This is a genomic window from Synechocystis sp. PCC 6803 substr. PCC-P (assembly GCF_000284455.1).
In the GTDB taxonomy this organism is placed as follows: domain Bacteria; phylum Cyanobacteriota; class Cyanobacteriia; order Cyanobacteriales; family Microcystaceae; genus Synechocystis.
Map to the genome: position 1 here is coordinate 2,603,901 of NC_017039.1, position 16,357 is coordinate 2,620,257.

The following is a 16,357-nucleotide window of genomic DNA, read 5'->3' on the forward strand; positions in this document are numbered from 1 at the left end:
GGGTAATGGCTCAAAAAATGCTCAACTGCGACTTTCTCCCTGGACAATTTGCTTGGGGGTCATAAATGCTTCTAGCCCAATTAAGCCGCGCCTTTGACCCTTTTGGCTCGATACTCCCAAAAATAATGATTCCCCATGGCGGGGATTACGACAAAAATAGGGCGGAATATTCACATAAACCAGGGCGCTGTCCACCCCCATGGAAAATTGGCGACTTTCCTGGTAGGAATCCGTGGCAATACAGTCCCCGTGGCCACTGCTATGGCTATTGATCCAGGCGATCGCCGTTTTCAGGTTTTGGGTAGTGCGAAAGGCCACTGTCCTGTCCAGGTAAGCTTTACCCCATTCATTCTCCTTAGCTAGGGTGAGATGGTCGGGAAATTGCTCACAGAGTTCAGCGTCCCCCCGGAGCTTAAAGCCCTTGGCCTGCAAGTTGTTCAATAGGCGTACCAAGGGCGCTGGATTTTGCCCCGGACTAACCAAAACTTTTTCAATGGCATTGACCGGATCTGGATGGCCCACATGGCTGTCAATGATCATCTGGCGCACCATTTCCAAGTCCCCTTTACTAGACCAGTAGAGGTAACAGTTGCCCATGGCGGCCTTCAAGACCGGGGGAGTGCATTGTTGGCTAATTTGTTCCACAAAACTGGGGCGGCCATAGGGAATAACCAAATTGAGCTGGCTGGCATTGCCTACCAAGTCCTGCACATTGGGTGAGGTTTCGCTGGGAATATGGCTAACGCTATCCACTGGTAAATCCGCATCCAGTAAACCTTCCCGCAATATTTCGCAAATAGCCGCCGTGGAATGGCTCGAAGCACCGCAACTTCTTAGAACTAGACTGTTCCCCGTTTTCAGGCAAAAGCCCGCGGCGATCGCTGCCAATTCAGGAAAGGATTCATAGACCAGGGCCACCACCCCCAAGGGCATTAACTGGCAATAGGTCTGGGCCAGGTTAAATTGGTAGGGGGAAGCCATAACTCGCTGGAGGGGATCCGGCAGGGAAGCCAAACGCTTCAGGATAGTCACTGTGTTTTGCAACCTTTCCGGGGTGAGCTTGAGCCATTCACAGAGACAATCCGCCACGGACATTTCCCGACTCACCACCAAGTCCAAGGTATTGGCTTCCAAAATTTGGGCAAAGGAACGTTCCAACGCCTCCGCCATGGCCAACACCGCCCGACTCCGATCATTACCGCCATAGGAATCGAGGGCAAGGAAAGCTCCCTGGGCAGCATCGAGAACCCTTACTAAACCGGCCGCGGCATCGTCGCTAGTCATCGAAAATTATAGGGGGCAAAGCCCACCCGCAAAGATGGATTTATTTCGGACAGTTTGTTTGACGGACACCCACCCAAGTAACAAAAAGGAAAGGCTAGGGGTTTTGGAGGTTAGAGGTAGCCAATCGCCGGATTGACAGTTACAAATAATTAAACAATCAAAGCCCAAATTTAGTCAAAATGGCGATCGCCAAGGGACAGTCAGCCAGGGTGGATAATCTGGCTAATCATTAAGAAAAATTGCAAAAGAGTTTCGTTGTGTAACGTTGCGGTTTGGAAATAAAAAAGCTTCGTTAGGATGAAAGCACCCAGAATATTTGGCCGTTATCGCTCCAGGGACGGAGATGGAGTTGTTGGCCAGTCCGCCATTATTGCTAACCAGTTTAAAGCCAAATTTGCGGCCTCGGTCGTGATTGGTATCAGCCTCTCCCCATAGACAGTTAAGGGAAAAACCCATGGCCACCACCGTACAACTCAGCGACCAATCCCTCCGTCAGCTAGAAACCCTCGCCATCCACACCGCCCACCTGATTCAGCCCCACGGTTTAGTGGTGGTCCTGCAGGAACCAGACCTCACCATCAGCCAAATTAGCGCCAACTGCACCGGCATTTTAGGGCGATCGCCAGAGGATTTGTTGGGCAGAACCCTAGGGGAAGTGTTTGATAGCTTTCAGATTGATCCCATCCAGAGTCGCCTAACGGCCGGACAAATCAGCAGCCTCAACCCCAGTAAACTTTGGGCGCGGGTCATGGGGGACGACTTTGTCATTTTTGACGGGGTTTTTCATCGCAACAGTGACGGTTTATTGGTATGTGAACTAGAGCCAGCCTACACTTCCGATAATCTGCCCTTCCTCGGTTTTTATCACATGGCCAACGCTGCCCTGAATCGGTTGCGCCAACAAGCTAATCTACGGGATTTCTACGATGTTATTGTCGAAGAAGTCCGCCGTATGACTGGCTTTGACCGGGTGATGCTATACCGCTTTGATGAAAATAACCACGGTGATGTCATTGCCGAAGATAAACGGGATGATATGGAACCCTATTTGGGCCTGCACTATCCCGAATCGGATATTCCCCAACCCGCCCGTCGGCTATTTATCCACAACCCCATTCGAGTAATTCCCGATGTTTATGGTGTGGCGGTGCCCCTGACCCCAGCGGTTAACCCCAGCACCAACCGAGCGGTGGATTTAACAGAATCCATTCTGCGCAGTGCGTACCATTGCCACTTGACCTATCTGAAAAATATGGGGGTAGGAGCGTCTTTAACCATTTCCCTAATTAAGGACGGCCATCTCTGGGGGCTCATTGCCTGCCACCATCAAACCCCCAAAGTAATTCCCTTTGAACTGCGTAAAGCCTGCGAATTTTTTGGTCGGGTGGTGTTTAGCAACATTTCCGCCCAGGAAGATACGGAAACCTTCGATTACCGGGTGCAGTTGGCGGAGCATGAAGCGGTTTTATTGGACAAAATGACCACGGCGGCGGATTTTGTCGAAGGATTAACTAATCATCCCGATCGCCTGTTGGGATTAACGGGCTCCCAGGGGGCGGCCATTTGCTTTGGGGAAAAATTGATTTTAGTAGGGGAAACCCCGGACGAGAAAGCAGTGCAATATTTACTGCAATGGTTGGAGAATCGGGAAGTGCAAGACGTTTTCTTCACCTCTTCCCTCTCACAAATTTATCCTGATGCAGTGAATTTTAAATCCGTGGCCAGTGGCTTATTGGCCATTCCCATTGCCCGTCACAACTTTTTGCTCTGGTTTCGCCCTGAAGTGTTGCAAACGGTTAATTGGGGCGGTGACCCAAATCATGCTTACGAAGCTACCCAGGAAGACGGTAAAATCGAGCTCCATCCCCGCCAATCCTTTGACCTCTGGAAAGAAATTGTCCGACTCCAATCTTTGCCCTGGCAATCGGTGGAAATCCAAAGTGCCCTGGCCCTGAAAAAGGCGATCGTCAACCTCATTTTGCGCCAGGCAGAAGAATTGGCCCAGTTAGCCCGCAACTTGGAACGCTCCAACGCTGATTTAAAGAAATTTGCCTACATTGCTTCCCATGATTTACAGGAACCGCTCAACCAAGTGAGCAATTATGTACAACTGCTAGAAATGCGCTACAGCGAAGCTCTAGACGAAGATGCCAAAGACTTCATCGATTTTGCTGTGACAGGGGTTTCCCTGATGCAGACTTTGATTGATGATATTTTGACCTACGCCAAGGTAGATACCCAGTATGCCCAACTAACTTTCACCGATGTGCAAGAAGTGGTGGACAAAGCTCTGGCTAACCTGAAGCAACGGATTGAAGAAAGTGGAGCAGAAATTGAAGTGGGTTCCATGCCCGCAGTAATGGCGGATCAAATTCAGCTCATGCAGGTATTCCAGAACCTGATCGCCAATGGCATCAAGTTTGCCGGGGACAAGTCACCCAAAATTAAAATCTGGGGCGATCGCCAGGAGGATGCCTGGGTGTTTGCGGTCCAAGACAACGGCATTGGCATTGACCCCCAATTCTTCGAGCGGATTTTTGTCATTTTCCAACGACTCCACACCAGGGATGAATATAAAGGCACCGGCATGGGGCTAGCCATTTGCAAAAAAATCATCGAAGGCCACCAAGGGCAAATTTGGCTAGAGTCCAACCCAGGGGAGGGCTCCACATTCTACTTCTCCATCCCCATTGGCAACTAAAAAGGTATTGAACCATGTCCGACGAATCTAATCCCCCCAAGGTCATTTTGCTGGTGGAAGATAGCAAAGCCGACAGCCGCCTTGTCCAGGAGGTGTTGAAAACCAGCACCATCGACCACGAACTGATCATTCTCCGGGATGGTTTGGCGGCCATGGCCTTTTTACAGCAACAGGGAGAATACGAAAATTCCCCTCGCCCCAACCTAATTTTGCTGGATTTAAATCTTCCTAAAAAGGATGGCCGGGAAGTGTTGGCGGAAATCAAACAAAACCCGGACCTAAAAAGAATTCCCGTGGTAGTGTTAACCACTTCCCACAATGAGGATGATGTGATTGCCAGTTACGAACTCCACGTTAATTGTTATTTAACCAAATCCCGCAATTTGAAGGATTTATTCAAGATGGTGCAAGGGATTGAATCCTTTTGGCTAGAAACAGTCACTTTACCGGCAGCTTAATTGGCATCCTCCGAATGGCTAACCCAGCCATTGTCCACCAGATTGTCGTTGTTTGGGCGGATAGGAATCTCCTTGCTTTTGGGATGATGATGATATTAAAGCCCCTGAAGTAGGTTCCAAAAAAGCCAACCATTTTGGCGATCGCCGTTTCCAAACCATTGATGCCGTAAAGCGTTTGGCGCGGCCAATTTACTTTTTGTGGCCCAAAAGCCGATCACGCAAATGTTGAATGCGGTCTCGGTAGATGGCAGCTACTTCAAATTCCTGTTTTTTGGCCGCTTCTTGCATTTTTTCCTCCAATTGTTGAATTAAATCGGGGATTTTTTCTAGGGGTAAATCCTGGGCTTGTTCATATACTTCCTCCAACTGTTGACTGTTTAAACGACGGGAAATATCAAGAAATTGCAAAATGGCATTGTTAGCCCGTTTATTAATCGGTTGAGGGGTAATACCGTGCTTTTCGTTATATTCTTGTTGGATTTTCCGCCTCCTTTCCGTTTCGGCGATTGCCTTTTGCATACTGTCGGTGAAATTATCAGCATATAAAATCGCCTGTCCCCGAATATGACGGGCGGCCCGGCCAATGGTTTGAATTAAAGAACGCTCTGCCCGCAAAAAGCCTTCTTTATCTGCATCCATAATAGCTACTAGGGAAACTTCCGGTAAATCTAACCCTTCCCGCAATAAATTTACCCCAATTAACACATCAAATTCCCCGTCTCGTAAAGCTTGTAAAATCTCAATACGTTGAATAGATTGAATCTCGGAATGGAGATATTGAACCTTGATGCCCCGTTCAGAAAAATAATCGGTTAAATCCTCCGCCATCCGTTTAGTTAAAGTTGTGATTAATACCCGTTCTTTCAGCTTTACCCTGGTTTGAATTTCCCCGTATAAATCATCCACCTGGCCGGTGGTGGGACGGACAAAAATTTCCGGATCAAGAACTCCAGTGGGGCGAATTACCTGCTCAATTACCCTTGCTTCCGATTGCTCTATTTCCCAAACTCCCGGAGTGGCAGAAACAAACACACACTGTTTAACTTTTTGCCAAAATTCTTCTGCTTTTAGGGGGCGATTATCCGCCGCACTGGGCAGACGAAAGCCATGGTCAATTAAAACTTTTTTTCTGGCCTGGTCGCCATTATACATACCCCGCAATTGGGGAATAGTCACATGGGATTCATCAATTACTAATAACCAATCTTCGGGAAAATAATCCACTAAACATTCCGGTGGTTCCCCCGCCTGGCGATCGGCTAGATAGCGGGAATAATTTTCTACTCCGTTGCAATAGCCCACTTCTCGGAGCATTTCCAAGTCATAACGGGTGCGTTGACTTAATCTTTGAGCTTCTACCAACAGATTATTTTTTTCTAAAAAAGCTACCTGTTGTTCCATTTCCGTTTGAATTTGCTGACAGGCTTTTTCTAGGGTTTCTTCTGGGGTGACAAAGTGACGGGCGGGATAAATGCTGATTCTGTCTAAACTTTGCAAAATTTCGCCGCTGACCGGATCAATTAACCGTAGAGCTTCCACTTCGTCACCAAAAAATTCGATGCGAATCACCCGATCTTCATAGGCCGGCACAATTTCCAACACATCTCCTTTGAGGCGAAATCGTCCCCGTTGTAATTCCACATCGTTGCGGCTATATTGCACATTGACCAAATCCCGAATTACTAGGCGGGGATCATATTCGGCACCCACTTGCAGAGGAACGGCCGCTTTGAGATATTGGCTGGGAATACCCAAACCGTAAATGCAACTGATGGAAGCTACCACAATTACATCCCGTCGTTCAAACAGAGAACGGGTGGCGGAGTGACGCAACATATCAATCTCATCGTTGATAGAAGCCGTTTTTTCGATATAGGTATCGGTGACGGGAATATAGGCTTCTGGCTGGTAATAGTCGTAATAACTAATGAAGTATTCAACCGCGTTTTCGGGAAAAAATTGCCGCAATTCATTACATAATTGGGCCGCCAAGGTTTTATTGTGGGCTAATACCAATGTTGGTCGTCCCAACTCCGCAATAACCGAAGCCATGGTGAAGGTTTTCCCCGTTCCCGTTGCCCCCAGCAGGGTTTGAAACTTGTGCTCTCCCTGCAAAGACTCGATCAAACTGGCGATCGCCGTGGGTTGATCTCCGGTAGGACGAAAGGGCGCATGGAGGGAAAAGAGGTCAGAAGTCATGGCGGCAAAGGAGCTATAGTCTGGGATAATAGGGCTGATTAAAGATAACTATCGTGGCTGGCCATTCAGCGGTGTATCTTTGAAGACAAGCAGAGTAATGCTAACAAAACACGGTGGGTGGCCTGTCTGTCTCGCACAGTGCTTTATTGTTGATCAATTAATCGAATATTTATATTAAGGAGATAAACAGCATGACTGAGGAACAGCAGGGGCCCAACACCACCCCCAACGAAGAAACCGCCAGCAAAACCACTGCCGCTAACCGGAGCCGTCGTCCTAGAGCCGGTTCCAGCAAAGATGAGTCCGCCTTGGTGAAGCCCAAGCATATCGGTGGTCTTGATCTACTGCCTACCCCCAAGGGCATGCCCACTAATCGACCGATTGAAGCCAGCAAGATCCATGTGGTAAGTACTTATGGTTCTATGGGAGCCACCAGACCAGTGGGGGCCAGCACCATGGAAGTGAGCAGTACCATGACCGTTTCCGGTAATCGCCCCATTGCCCTGAGCCATCTCCACATCAGCGAAATCACCGCTGGCAATCGTCCCGTAGCTTCCAACGAGATTGATGATCCCAACACCCTGATGGGCTACCTGGATTAGTCTTGCGGTGGGAATTTTTGCTTTGTTCCCTTACCCTGAACTCCCATCTAGGCGATCGCCAGGGGCATAGTTAATCAAAACAGGTCTACTAAAAATGAGCCTCCAGCTTCGGAAACTATGGCCGACTGGAGGTTTTCACTATCTAAATTGTCCAGGGAAAAACCTAGGAACGGGTGATTTTGTCTTTTTGGCTGATGAAAATTAACCCGACGGTGGCGGGGATCAGCACAATGGCAGCCCCTAAAACCAGGCTCCAGAGAAAGTTTGCTAAAGAAGGGGTCATATCGCGTTAACCTCATTTTATAAAGACATCGCTCCCCATTCTATCGCCATCGGATGTCAAAGTTAGCCCGTTGAGGGCAGGATTGCTCCGGGGCCCAAGCCCCTAATTTTTAACCTATGTCGGCTATGTCAGATTTGTCGAATAACTTGAGTTTTATTTCCCCCCCCGTTGCTTTAGGGAATATTCCCCAACCCCGCTGTTTATCCCTTGGGATAATGGCATCCGGTAGTGGTAGTAATTTTGAGGCGATCGCCAAGGCCATTAAGGAGGGAAAGTTAAATGCAGTGGTGAAACTGGTGATTTACAACAACCCTAATGCTGGGGTTAGGAAACGGGCCATGGACCATGGGGTGCCCCACCGATTACTCAACCATCGGGACTACGACAGCCGGGAAGATTTGGATCAAGATATTGTTGAGCATTTTCGCCAAGCAGGGGTGGAATGGGTGATCATGGCCGGGTGGATGCGTATTGTCACTCCAGTACTATTAGATGCTTTTAGCCGTCGGGTGTTGAATATCCACCCCAGTTTATTGCCTAGTTTTCGAGGTGTGCGGGCTGTGGAACAGGCCTTGGCGGCGGGGGTGAAAGTGAGTGGTTGCACAGTCCATTATGCCGAAGCAACGGTGGATAGTGGCCCCATTGTGGCCCAGGCGGTAGTGCCCATTCTGGCTGATGATACGGGGGAGACTCTCCATCAACGCATTCAAGTCCAAGAACATCGCCTCTTTCCCCTGGCGATCGCCCTTGCCGCCCAGCAAAGCCCATGACTGCCCCCTATTTTTCCCTCAGCCAAGGTCACCTGCAACTGTTGAGTGTTTGTCCGCCCCAATTTCAACGGCGTTATTGGGAACAGTTGGGCGGTTTACTAGAACCCCAGCGCCAGGTCAAAACGGAATGGGGCCAAAATTTTCACCAACTGGTTCAACAATGGACTTTGGGTTTGCCCTTGGAAACTTTAGCAGCCCAGAGCCTTGACCCCCAGGACGTTAGCCTACTGGATTCCCTAAAAAATTTAATTGCCACAGTGCCGGCGCTCCACCTCCCCCCCGGCCAAAGGCAGGCTGAACATCAACGCACCCTAGCCAGGGATGATGTTTTATTGACAGTAGTCTATGACCTGTTGGTGCTCACCCCGGAGCAGGGGGAAATTTTTGATTGGAAAACCTATCCCCAGCCGGCCAAACCGGAAAAACTCCACCACCATTGGCAGACTAAGCTTTACCTGTACGTGTTGGCAGAAACTAGTTCCTATTCCCCCGAACAGTTATCCATGACCTATTGGTTTGTGCAGTCACCGGAAAAAATTCAGCACTATACCATTACTTACAACGAAGCTCAGCACCGGGCCACTGAAAGGGAGTTAACCGATTTGCTCCAGCAATTTCGTCAAGGATTAGCCGCTTGGCATCGACACCGTACCCCCCTGGCCCACCGACATAATTGTAACCGTTGTCCCTACCACGACCAGTTTTTTCCACCAGACTAGTTATTTGCCCATGACTTTTAGTGAAGAATTTGAATTACTATTGCGGGCCTGTTATCCCCTGCTCTACATTCCCACCCAGGAAGAAGAACGACTGGAAATGGCGATCGCCAGCAGTGCCCAGAGGTTGGGCAATCGCTCAGTTTACTATTGGGATTTTGTAGAAGGGTACCAGGGCAACCCCAACGGAGCCAATGTGGGCCGCCGCAATCCCCTCCAAGCCTTGGAATTTATCGAAAAATTACCCGCCAGTAGTAATGGCATTTTTGTCCTGCGGGATTTTAATCGTTTTCTAGACGACGTTTCCATTTCCCGAAAACTACGCAACCTTGCTCGCCGTCTCAAGGCCGAAGCTAAAAATCTTGTCATTGTCGCACCCCAAATCTACATCCCCAATGAGTTGGCCGAAATCATTACGGTGATGGATTTTCCTCTGCCCAGTAGTGCCGAAATTCAAGGAGAAATTGAACGGTTGTTGACGGGTTTGGGACAAAAAGTAGAGTCTTCCCTGCGAGATGAGTGGAGTCGCGCAGCCCAAGGTTTATCCATGGAAAGAATTCGGCGGGTGTTGGCCCGTTGCCTAGCAGACCATGGCCAGTTGGGGGCAGACGATGTGGAATTGATGCTAGAAGAAAAACGTCAATCCATCCGCCAAACCCAAATTCTTGATTTTTATCCCGCCAGTGAACGCATCAGCGACATTGGAGGCCTAGATAATCTCAAGGACTGGTTGCTCCGGCGGGGAGGAGCCTTTAGTGAGCAAGCCCGTCGTTACGGTTTACCTTATCCCCGGGGTTTACTACTGGCCGGCATCCAAGGCACTGGCAAATCCCTCACCGCTAAGGCGATCGCCCACCATTGGCATTTACCGTTGTTAAGGTTGGATGTGGGCCGATTATTTGGCGGTTTGGTAGGAGAATCGGAAGCCCGCACCAGGCAGATGATCAACCTCGCGGAAGCGTTAGCCCCCTGTGTGTTTTGGATTGACGAAATTGATAAAGCCTTTGGGAGCATGGACAGTCACGGGGATGGGGGCACCACCAGCAGAGTGTTTGGGGCTTTCATTACCTGGTTGGCGGAAAAAACTTCCCCCGTCTTTGTGGTGGCCACCGCTAACAATGTCCAGAGTCTGCCGCCGGAACTGTTGCGGAAAGGTCGCTTTGACGAAATTTTCTTTGTGGGACTGCCCAATAAAACAGAAAGGGAGGCCATTTTTTCTGTGCATCTTAACCGTTTGCGACCCCATAAAATGGCTGATTACGATATCCACCGCCTGGCCTACGAAACCCCAGACTTTTCCGGAGCAGAAATTGAGCAAATTTTGGTGGAAGCGATGCACATTGGCTTTAGCCAGAATCGGGAATTTACCACCGATGACATTCTTTCCGCCGCGAGCCAAGTGGTGCCCTTAGCTCGCACCGCCAAAGAACAAATCCAATTTTTGCAGGAGTGGGCCGCCGCTGGTAAAGCCCGTTTAGCCTCCAGGGACAGCGGTTTTCCCGCCATTAGTTAACCATTCATCCCGTTATTACTTGCCATGGCCAGTTCCCCCAGACCCACTGAACAAACCAAACAATTTTTTCAGCAATGGCAAACCTATCAGCAGTTGGTTGACCACAATTACATGGCCCATCGGCAAATTCACCAGGCGGTGGGGGCTTTGATTCAACAACAGTTCGATCGCCCGTTTGATTTTTTGGACCTTGGCTGTGGGGATGCCCAGGCGATCGCCAAAACTTTGACGGGGAGTAAAATCAATTCCTATACAGGGGTAGATTTATCCCCCAATGCCCTGGCCCTAGCCCAGAAAAATTTGGACCCTTTTCGACAGGTGGAGCTAAGGGAAACGGATTTTTTGACCTATCTGGGTGAAGCCAACCAAACCGCCCCAGCCAGCTTTGATCTGATTCACGTCGGTTTTTCTTTGCACCATCTGCTCCCAGAAGAAAAGGAACAATTTTTTGCCCATTGCTTTTCTCTGCTGCGCCCTGGGGGATGCCTAGTTATCTACGACGTTTTTCGTCAGCCCGAGCAAAATCGACAGCAGTATATTGAAGCCTATTTAGCTAAGGCCGAAAGTCAATGGACTGCCCTTGCCCCCGACCAACTCCAGGCGATCGCTGCCCATATAAAGGAGTGCGATTTCCCCGAATTGGTGGCTACCATGGCAGAAATTGGCCAAAAAGTAGGATTTATACCACCCCAAGTCCTCTTTACTGAGCCTAGGGGTTTCCACCACTGCTTTGCCTTTGCCATTAGTCAAAGTGGAAAAGCCCTGGCCCAAGACGGGGTGTAAAAAGCAATTTTCCGATAATATGGGCAGAAGCTAAACAGTGCCCCAATATGGGAAGCTGTGGGCCGTAAACATTCAATCCGAATAATAAAGGACTGGTTGAAGATGGAAGAACAAAAGACAGCAACTGCCGGGATTAAAACCGATGTAGGACCAATCACTACTCCCAATCCCCAAAAGTCCCCAATCACCGACCAGGCTTGGCAGGAATGGCTACAACCGGTGTGGGAAGTGCTGGGTAAAATTCCTCAAATGACCGGGGAGTTTTTCGAGGACAACAAGCAACCCCTCATTTCCCTGGGCATAATCCTGTTGGGCATTATCAGCGTCAAAATCTTGATTGCTGTGCTCGATGCCATTAATGATATTCCTTTATTGGCACCAACTTTACAGTTGATCGGCATGGGCTACACCGCTTGGTTTATCTGGCGTTACCTTTGGAAAGCTGAAAAGCGCCAAGAGTTGGCTTCCGAATTTGGTGCACTAAAGGAGCAAATTTTTGGCGGTTAGTGTCTCCAGACCGCCCCAGCCTCTTTTTCCTGCGCCTATCCTCCGGGTTTGATGTTCGGGGGATTTTTTCTGGCCCATGACCAACCGTCCCGTCCCATCGGTGTGGGATAGTTCTCCCTTCATTGGTATTCTAGGAGTTAGTTTTTCGCCATTCTTCCTCCCCTTTTTTCAGGAGCGATGAGCAACTCCCCGTCTGTTCTTACAGAGCTATTGCAGGCTTTACCCAATCTGCGGGCCCAAACCTACTTCAAGTCTTCCCTCACGGCCTTGTCCCACGCCATGGAAGACCAGGTACTAGCGGAAAGTACAGCGGGCAATCCCCTGATCATTGCGGCTTTTCAGCGGGAGAGATTTTATCGTCAAGAAGCCCACCGTTATCGACGTATTGCCGATAAGAGCAGTCAGGTTTACGTGCTCTCCGCTCCGGAGACGGAATTTAAACACAACTCCGGCATTTACGAAACCATTGCCTTTACTCCTGAAGACAGCCTCGCCCAGGAATGGCATTTGATTGTCATTGGCGATCGTTATGCCAGTTGTCTAATTTGTCGAGAACGACCGACCCAGGATAAATGGGATAGTAACCGCCGTTTTGAAGGTGTTTGGACCTTTGATCGCCAGGTGAGTCGAGTTGCAGCCCAACTATTGCTACAACGGATTTTAGCCTACCGTCCAGAGTTACAAGCCAAAATCGAGGAGGCGACCCAAACCTGGCTCCAGCCTTCCTGCACTGTTCCCCCCCGGGGCATTGACGATAACCCTGATCCCTTTGTACAACGGTTAATCACCTATCTCCAAGCTGGACAGTATAAGTTAATCAAAGCCAATCGTAATTTGCAGGACAAAGAAGAGCGGGAGAGACTGCTTAACTCCATCACAGGGGCGGTGCGACGTTCCCTTGATCCCGAGGAAATTATGCAGGTGGCGGTGGAAAAACTAGGCCAAGGTTTGGGCATTTGCCGTTGTGTGATTTACCGCTGTAGTGCTGATGATACAGTGGCGACCATTAACCATGAATTCCTCGGTAGCGGTGTTGGTTCCATCAAGGGTTATCCCTGGCCCCTCAAAGATAATCCCCTTTTTCAGGAGGTGGTGGTCCTCAAGGAGGCGATCGCCATCGACAACATCGACCGAGATCCAAGGTTAGGGGAACCGGAGCCTTCTACGGGGGAAGTGAAAACCCTGGTGAAGAGTTGTGCCATTCTGTCCTGGATGTTAGTGCCAATTTTTTATCGGGAAAGGTTGCTGGGCATGATGGAATTTCACCACTGTGGTCCTGCCCCCACGGAGTGGGAGGACGATGCCCTTACCCTAGTGGAAGGGGTGGCCACCCAAATTGGGGTAGCACTGATCCAAGCAGAATCCTATGCCAACCTACAGGAATTGAATGAGCAATTAGCTGCCCTAGACCGCACTCGGTCTAACCTGGTGGCCATTACAGGGCATGAACTACGCACCCCCCTTTCCACTATCCAAGTGTGTTTGGAAAGCCTGGCCACGGAGCCGGATATGCCCCAGGAATTGAGACAGGTAATGTTGAACACTGCCCTGGAAGATGCGGAGAGGATGCGCAAACTGGTGCAGGACTTTCTCACGCTATCTCAACTGGAAAGTGGACGAGTGGAATGGAACGCAGAGCCAATTTCCCTAGAAGAATGTGTGGAGCTTTCCTTGAGCCATATCCGAGCCCACAATCGGGGCCAGGAAGTACCTGTCATTGTCAATCAGGTGAATGGCGAAACTCCCATGGTGGAGGCGGACGGGGAATGGTTAGTGGAATTGTTGACCAAGCTTTTGGATAACGCCATCAAGTTTACCCCCACCAATGGTAGGATTTCCATCGCTGTCGATCGCCCGAATCCGTCCCAATTGGAAGTCACCATCACCGATACAGGGCGAGGTATTGAGCCTAACCGCTTGGAAACCGTGTTTGACCGTTTTTACCAAGAAGAAGGAGCTTTACGCCGCAGTCGGGGGGGCACTGGCATTGGCCTGGCCATCTGTCGCCAAATTGTTAGCGGTTGGGGAGGGGAAATCTGGGCCGCTTCCGATGGCAAAAACCATGGCACCCAGTTCCATTTCACCGTTCCTATTGTTATGCCGGAAAATCCAAATCTTGGCGTGGAAGAAGTTGCCCCGAAAAAGCGTAAAGCAACCTCCCCCCGCATTGCATCCCGGAGCAAAAAGAAACAGAAGTTTTCCTGATTTATCCTAAAAAATAGCCCTTACCTTTACCGAATATCTGCCATCCCCCGACGATGGCACCAGTTTTAGTCCCCGTATGGAGTTTAAAAATTTTTTCGATGCTCTGCCCCTTGGTGTTTTCGTTGTCGATGCCCAGGGACGACCAGTCTATGCCAACCTCGCCGCCATTGAGCTCCTAGGCAAAGGCCTCTGGCCCGAAGCGGCGATCGACCGGTTAAACGATATTTACCAAGCCTATCAAATCGGCACAAATCAACTTTATCCCCTCACAGAACAACCTTTGCTTAGGGCTCTCCAGGGAGAATCCCATCAGGTGGATGACATGGAAATCCGCCAGGGGGGACAAATTATTCCCTTGGAGGTGACGGGAACTCCCATTTTTGATCAGCAGGGCCAACTGCAATACGCCATGGTGGTGTTAAGGGATCTACGCGATCGCCAACGGAGAAATGAACGGCAGATTGCTTTGCAACAGGATTTACTGCGGCGTAACCAGGGGCTGGTGCAAGAAAATGCCACTCTGAAGCGTAAATTAGCGATGTTGGAGGCTCGATTGGAAGCCAGTTAAAACCAATGCAGTTGCAAGCCTGACAACCCAAGCCGAGCTTATGGAGTCCTTGCTATCCCCTTTGATTGGGGAAACATTAGGCCGTGCCACCGTTCTTCCTAGATAATGGCCCCTTGATCTATTGGAATCTAGCCTGTGTCTCCGTCTGGTAAATCGTCCCGTTCCTTAGCTAATATCGCTGGCATTGTGGCGATCGCCACCTTGATCAGTAAGGTTTTTGGTTTATTGCGTGAACAAATCATCGCCGCCGCCTTTGGGGTGGGGACGGTGGTGACGGCCTACGCCTATGCCTACGTGATTCCGGGTTTTCTCTTTATACTTCTTGGGGGCATTAATGGCCCATTCCACAGTGCCTTGGTTAGTGTACTGTCCAAACGAGATCGGGAAGAGGCGGCACCCTTGGTGGAAACCGTTACCACCCTGGTCAGTGGGGTGTTGCTTGGGGTAACCATCATTTTGGTACTGGGGGCGGGCATATTCATTGACCTGCTGGCGCCGGGGTTAGAACCGGAAACCAGACGCATGGCGGTGCAACAGTTACAAATCATGGCTCCCATGGCCCTACTTTCGGGGTTAATTGGCATTGGCTTTGGGACTTTAAATGCGGCAGATCAGTACCTATTGCCCAGTATTAGCCCTTTGCTTTCCAGTATTACCGTCATTCTGGGTTTAGGGGTCGCAGTCTGGCAATTGGGACAGCAACTAAACACAGAACCCTATTGGCTATTGGGTTCTCTCCTATTAGCAGGGGGAACCACCGCTGGAGCCGTGTTGCAATGGTTGGCTCAGATTGTGCCCCAGGCCAAAGCGGGTATGGGTAAATTGCGGCTGAGGTTTAATTTTGCCCTGCCGGGAGTAAAGGAAGTTTTGCAGGTGATGATTCCGGCCACCCTGTCTTCAGGGATGTTGTATATCAACTTTGCCACCAACCTGTTTTTTGCTTCCTTTATTCCCAATGCGGCGGCCGCCATGCGTTATGGCAATTTTGTCGCCCTCACTCCCCTGGGCATTATTTCCAATATGATTTTGGTGCCCTTTTTGCCGGTATTTTCCCGCTTAGCCGATCCCCAGGATTGGCCAGAATTAAAACTCCGTATCCGCCAGGGCATCATGTTAAGCGCCCTGACCATGTTTCCCCTCACAGCTATTTTGGTGGGGTTAGCCATTCCCATTGTCCAGGTTATCTATGAGCGGGGGGCTTTTGATGCAGAGGCGGCGGCAGAGGTGGCTCCAGTGTTGGCAGCCTACGGTTTAGGCATGTTTTTCTACCTTGGTCGAGATGTTTTGGTGCGGGTATTTTATGCTCTGGGCGATGGGAACAGTCCTTTCAAAGTAAGCCTATTTAATATTTTTCTGAATGGTTTATTGGATTACCTCTTCTATAAGCCCTTTGGCACCGTGGGTATTGTCATGGCAACGGTGGGGGTAAATCTTTTTTCCATGACTATTTTTATTTGGATGCTGAACCGTCGCCTAGCCGGTCTAAGTTTGGGGGGCTGGGCCATGGACCTGGGTAAACTGGTGGGTGTTACGGCGATCGCCAGTGTGGCTGGCTGGCAGGGGAGTGTGCTGTGGCAGAGACTTTGGGGGGTGAATAGCCTGGTGGAGAATATCCTGGAAGTGCTCACCATGTCCAGCATTATCCTAGTAGTGTTCACTGTGGGAGTGGCCTTGGCTAAAGTACCGGAGGTGGATTTACTAGGCGATCGCCTGTGGAAAAAATTCAAAAGGGTTTAGGCAGCAAAGAAATTTTCCCAAGGGCAATGAA

At 49.8% G+C, this 16,357-nt stretch carries 14 protein-coding genes; 11 read left to right on the forward strand and 3 right to left on the reverse strand.

The genetic code is table 11. From position 1 onward, the window contains the following. Nucleotides 1–21: 21 nt before the first annotated feature. A complete protein-coding gene (locus tag SYNPCCP_RS12200) occupies nt 22–1,284 on the reverse strand; it encodes a gamma-glutamyl-phosphate reductase (protein WP_010873533.1) in 1,263 nt (420 codons plus the stop codon). A 454-nt stretch (nt 1,285–1,738) separates the two neighbouring features. Between SYNPCCP_RS12200 and SYNPCCP_RS12205 the strand changes: the two genes are divergently transcribed. Together SYNPCCP_RS12205 and SYNPCCP_RS12210 are read left to right on the forward strand one after the other, a co-directional pair. Continuing rightward, nucleotides 1,739–3,985 carry an ATP-binding protein gene (locus SYNPCCP_RS12205; protein WP_010873534.1) on the forward strand — a complete coding sequence of 749 codons (2,247 nt, stop codon included), beginning with the start codon at nt 1,739–1,741 and terminating at the stop codon, nt 3,983–3,985. Nucleotides 3,986–3,999: 14 nt separating this feature from the next. Continuing rightward, nucleotides 4,000–4,443 (forward strand): response regulator, encoded by a 444-nt coding sequence (locus SYNPCCP_RS12210; protein ID WP_010873535.1) that lies wholly within the window; start codon nt 4,000–4,002, stop codon nt 4,441–4,443. Nucleotides 4,444–4,632: 189 nt separating this feature from the next. On the opposite strand, the gene uvrB is transcribed toward SYNPCCP_RS12210, so the two are convergent. Next, nucleotides 4,633–6,642, reverse strand: coding sequence for an excinuclease ABC subunit UvrB (gene uvrB / locus SYNPCCP_RS12215; protein ID WP_010873536.1), 2,010 nt, complete (start codon nt 6,640–6,642; stop codon nt 4,633–4,635). Nucleotides 6,643–6,833: 191 nt separating this feature from the next. Between uvrB and SYNPCCP_RS12220 the strand changes: the two genes are divergently transcribed. Beyond that, the gene (locus tag SYNPCCP_RS12220; RefSeq protein WP_010873537.1) at nt 6,834–7,244 is read left to right on the forward strand and encodes a hypothetical protein; all 411 of its coding nucleotides are present in this window, start codon (nt 6,834–6,836) and stop codon (nt 7,242–7,244) included. Nucleotides 7,245–7,407: 163 nt separating this feature from the next. Here the strand turns inward: SYNPCCP_RS12220 and psbX are convergent, their stop codons facing one another. Beyond that, a complete protein-coding gene (gene psbX / locus SYNPCCP_RS12225) occupies nt 7,408–7,527 on the reverse strand; it encodes a photosystem II reaction center X protein (RefSeq protein ID WP_010873538.1) in 120 nt (39 codons plus the stop codon). Between the two features lie 116 nt (nt 7,528–7,643). Here psbX and purN point away from each other — a divergent pair, with 116 nt between their 5' ends. The 8 genes from purN (at nt 7,644) to murJ (ending at nt 16,326) form a co-directional block, all read left to right on the forward strand. Beyond that, nucleotides 7,644–8,297, forward strand: coding sequence for a phosphoribosylglycinamide formyltransferase (purN, locus tag SYNPCCP_RS12230; protein WP_010873539.1), 654 nt, complete (start codon nt 7,644–7,646; stop codon nt 8,295–8,297). Further along, nucleotides 8,294–9,016, forward strand: coding sequence for a PD-(D/E)XK nuclease family protein (locus SYNPCCP_RS12235; RefSeq protein ID WP_010873540.1), 723 nt, complete (start codon nt 8,294–8,296; stop codon nt 9,014–9,016). The genes purN and SYNPCCP_RS12235 overlap by 4 nt, the downstream gene beginning before the upstream one ends. Nucleotides 9,017–9,026: 10 nt before the next feature. Continuing rightward, nucleotides 9,027–10,526 (forward strand): AAA family ATPase, encoded by a 1,500-nt coding sequence (locus SYNPCCP_RS12240; RefSeq protein WP_010873541.1) that lies wholly within the window; start codon nt 9,027–9,029, stop codon nt 10,524–10,526. 24 nt (nt 10,527–10,550) lie between these two features. Next, entirely contained in the window at nt 10,551–11,309 is a 759-nt protein-coding gene (locus SYNPCCP_RS12245; RefSeq protein ID WP_010873542.1) for a class I SAM-dependent methyltransferase, read from the forward strand. A 102-nt stretch (nt 11,310–11,411) separates the two neighbouring features. Further along, on the forward strand, nt 11,412–11,816 hold the full coding sequence (locus SYNPCCP_RS12250; RefSeq protein ID WP_020862135.1) for a CAAD domain-containing protein: 405 nt from the start codon (nt 11,412–11,414) through the stop codon (nt 11,814–11,816). A 177-nt stretch (nt 11,817–11,993) separates the two neighbouring features. Continuing rightward, nucleotides 11,994–14,021, forward strand: coding sequence for a DICT sensory domain-containing protein (locus tag SYNPCCP_RS12255; protein ID WP_010873544.1), 2,028 nt, complete (start codon nt 11,994–11,996; stop codon nt 14,019–14,021). 76 nt (nt 14,022–14,097) lie between these two features. After that, complete coding sequence (locus SYNPCCP_RS12260; RefSeq protein WP_010873545.1) at nt 14,098–14,589, forward strand: PAS domain-containing protein; 492 nt, start codon at nt 14,098–14,100, stop codon at nt 14,587–14,589. Nucleotides 14,590–14,724: 135 nt separating this feature from the next. Further along, entirely contained in the window at nt 14,725–16,326 is a 1,602-nt protein-coding gene (gene murJ, locus SYNPCCP_RS12265; protein ID WP_010873546.1) for a murein biosynthesis integral membrane protein MurJ, read from the forward strand. Nucleotides 16,327–16,357 lie beyond the last annotated feature (31 nt).

Coding starts and splice junctions, on each gene's coding strand:
- SYNPCCP_RS12200 (WP_010873533.1), bottom strand. CDS start 1,284: ATGACTAGCGACGATGCCGCGGCCGGTTTAGTAAGGGTTCTCGATGCT.
- SYNPCCP_RS12205 (WP_010873534.1), top strand. CDS start 1,739: ATGGCCACCACCGTACAACTCAGCGACCAATCCCTCCGTCAGCTAGAA.
- SYNPCCP_RS12210 (WP_010873535.1), top strand. CDS start 4,000: ATGTCCGACGAATCTAATCCCCCCAAGGTCATTTTGCTGGTGGAAGAT.
- uvrB (WP_010873536.1), bottom strand. CDS start 6,642: ATGACTTCTGACCTCTTTTCCCTCCATGCGCCCTTTCGTCCTACCGGA.
- SYNPCCP_RS12220 (WP_010873537.1), top strand. CDS start 6,834: ATGACTGAGGAACAGCAGGGGCCCAACACCACCCCCAACGAAGAAACC.
- psbX (WP_010873538.1), bottom strand. CDS start 7,527: ATGACCCCTTCTTTAGCAAACTTTCTCTGGAGCCTGGTTTTAGGGGCT.
- purN (WP_010873539.1), top strand. CDS start 7,644: ATGTCGGCTATGTCAGATTTGTCGAATAACTTGAGTTTTATTTCCCCC.
- SYNPCCP_RS12235 (WP_010873540.1), top strand. CDS start 8,294: ATGACTGCCCCCTATTTTTCCCTCAGCCAAGGTCACCTGCAACTGTTG.
- SYNPCCP_RS12240 (WP_010873541.1), top strand. CDS start 9,027: ATGACTTTTAGTGAAGAATTTGAATTACTATTGCGGGCCTGTTATCCC.
- SYNPCCP_RS12245 (WP_010873542.1), top strand. CDS start 10,551: ATGGCCAGTTCCCCCAGACCCACTGAACAAACCAAACAATTTTTTCAG.
- SYNPCCP_RS12250 (WP_020862135.1), top strand. CDS start 11,412: ATGGAAGAACAAAAGACAGCAACTGCCGGGATTAAAACCGATGTAGGA.
- SYNPCCP_RS12255 (WP_010873544.1), top strand. CDS start 11,994: ATGAGCAACTCCCCGTCTGTTCTTACAGAGCTATTGCAGGCTTTACCC.
- SYNPCCP_RS12260 (WP_010873545.1), top strand. CDS start 14,098: ATGGAGTTTAAAAATTTTTTCGATGCTCTGCCCCTTGGTGTTTTCGTT.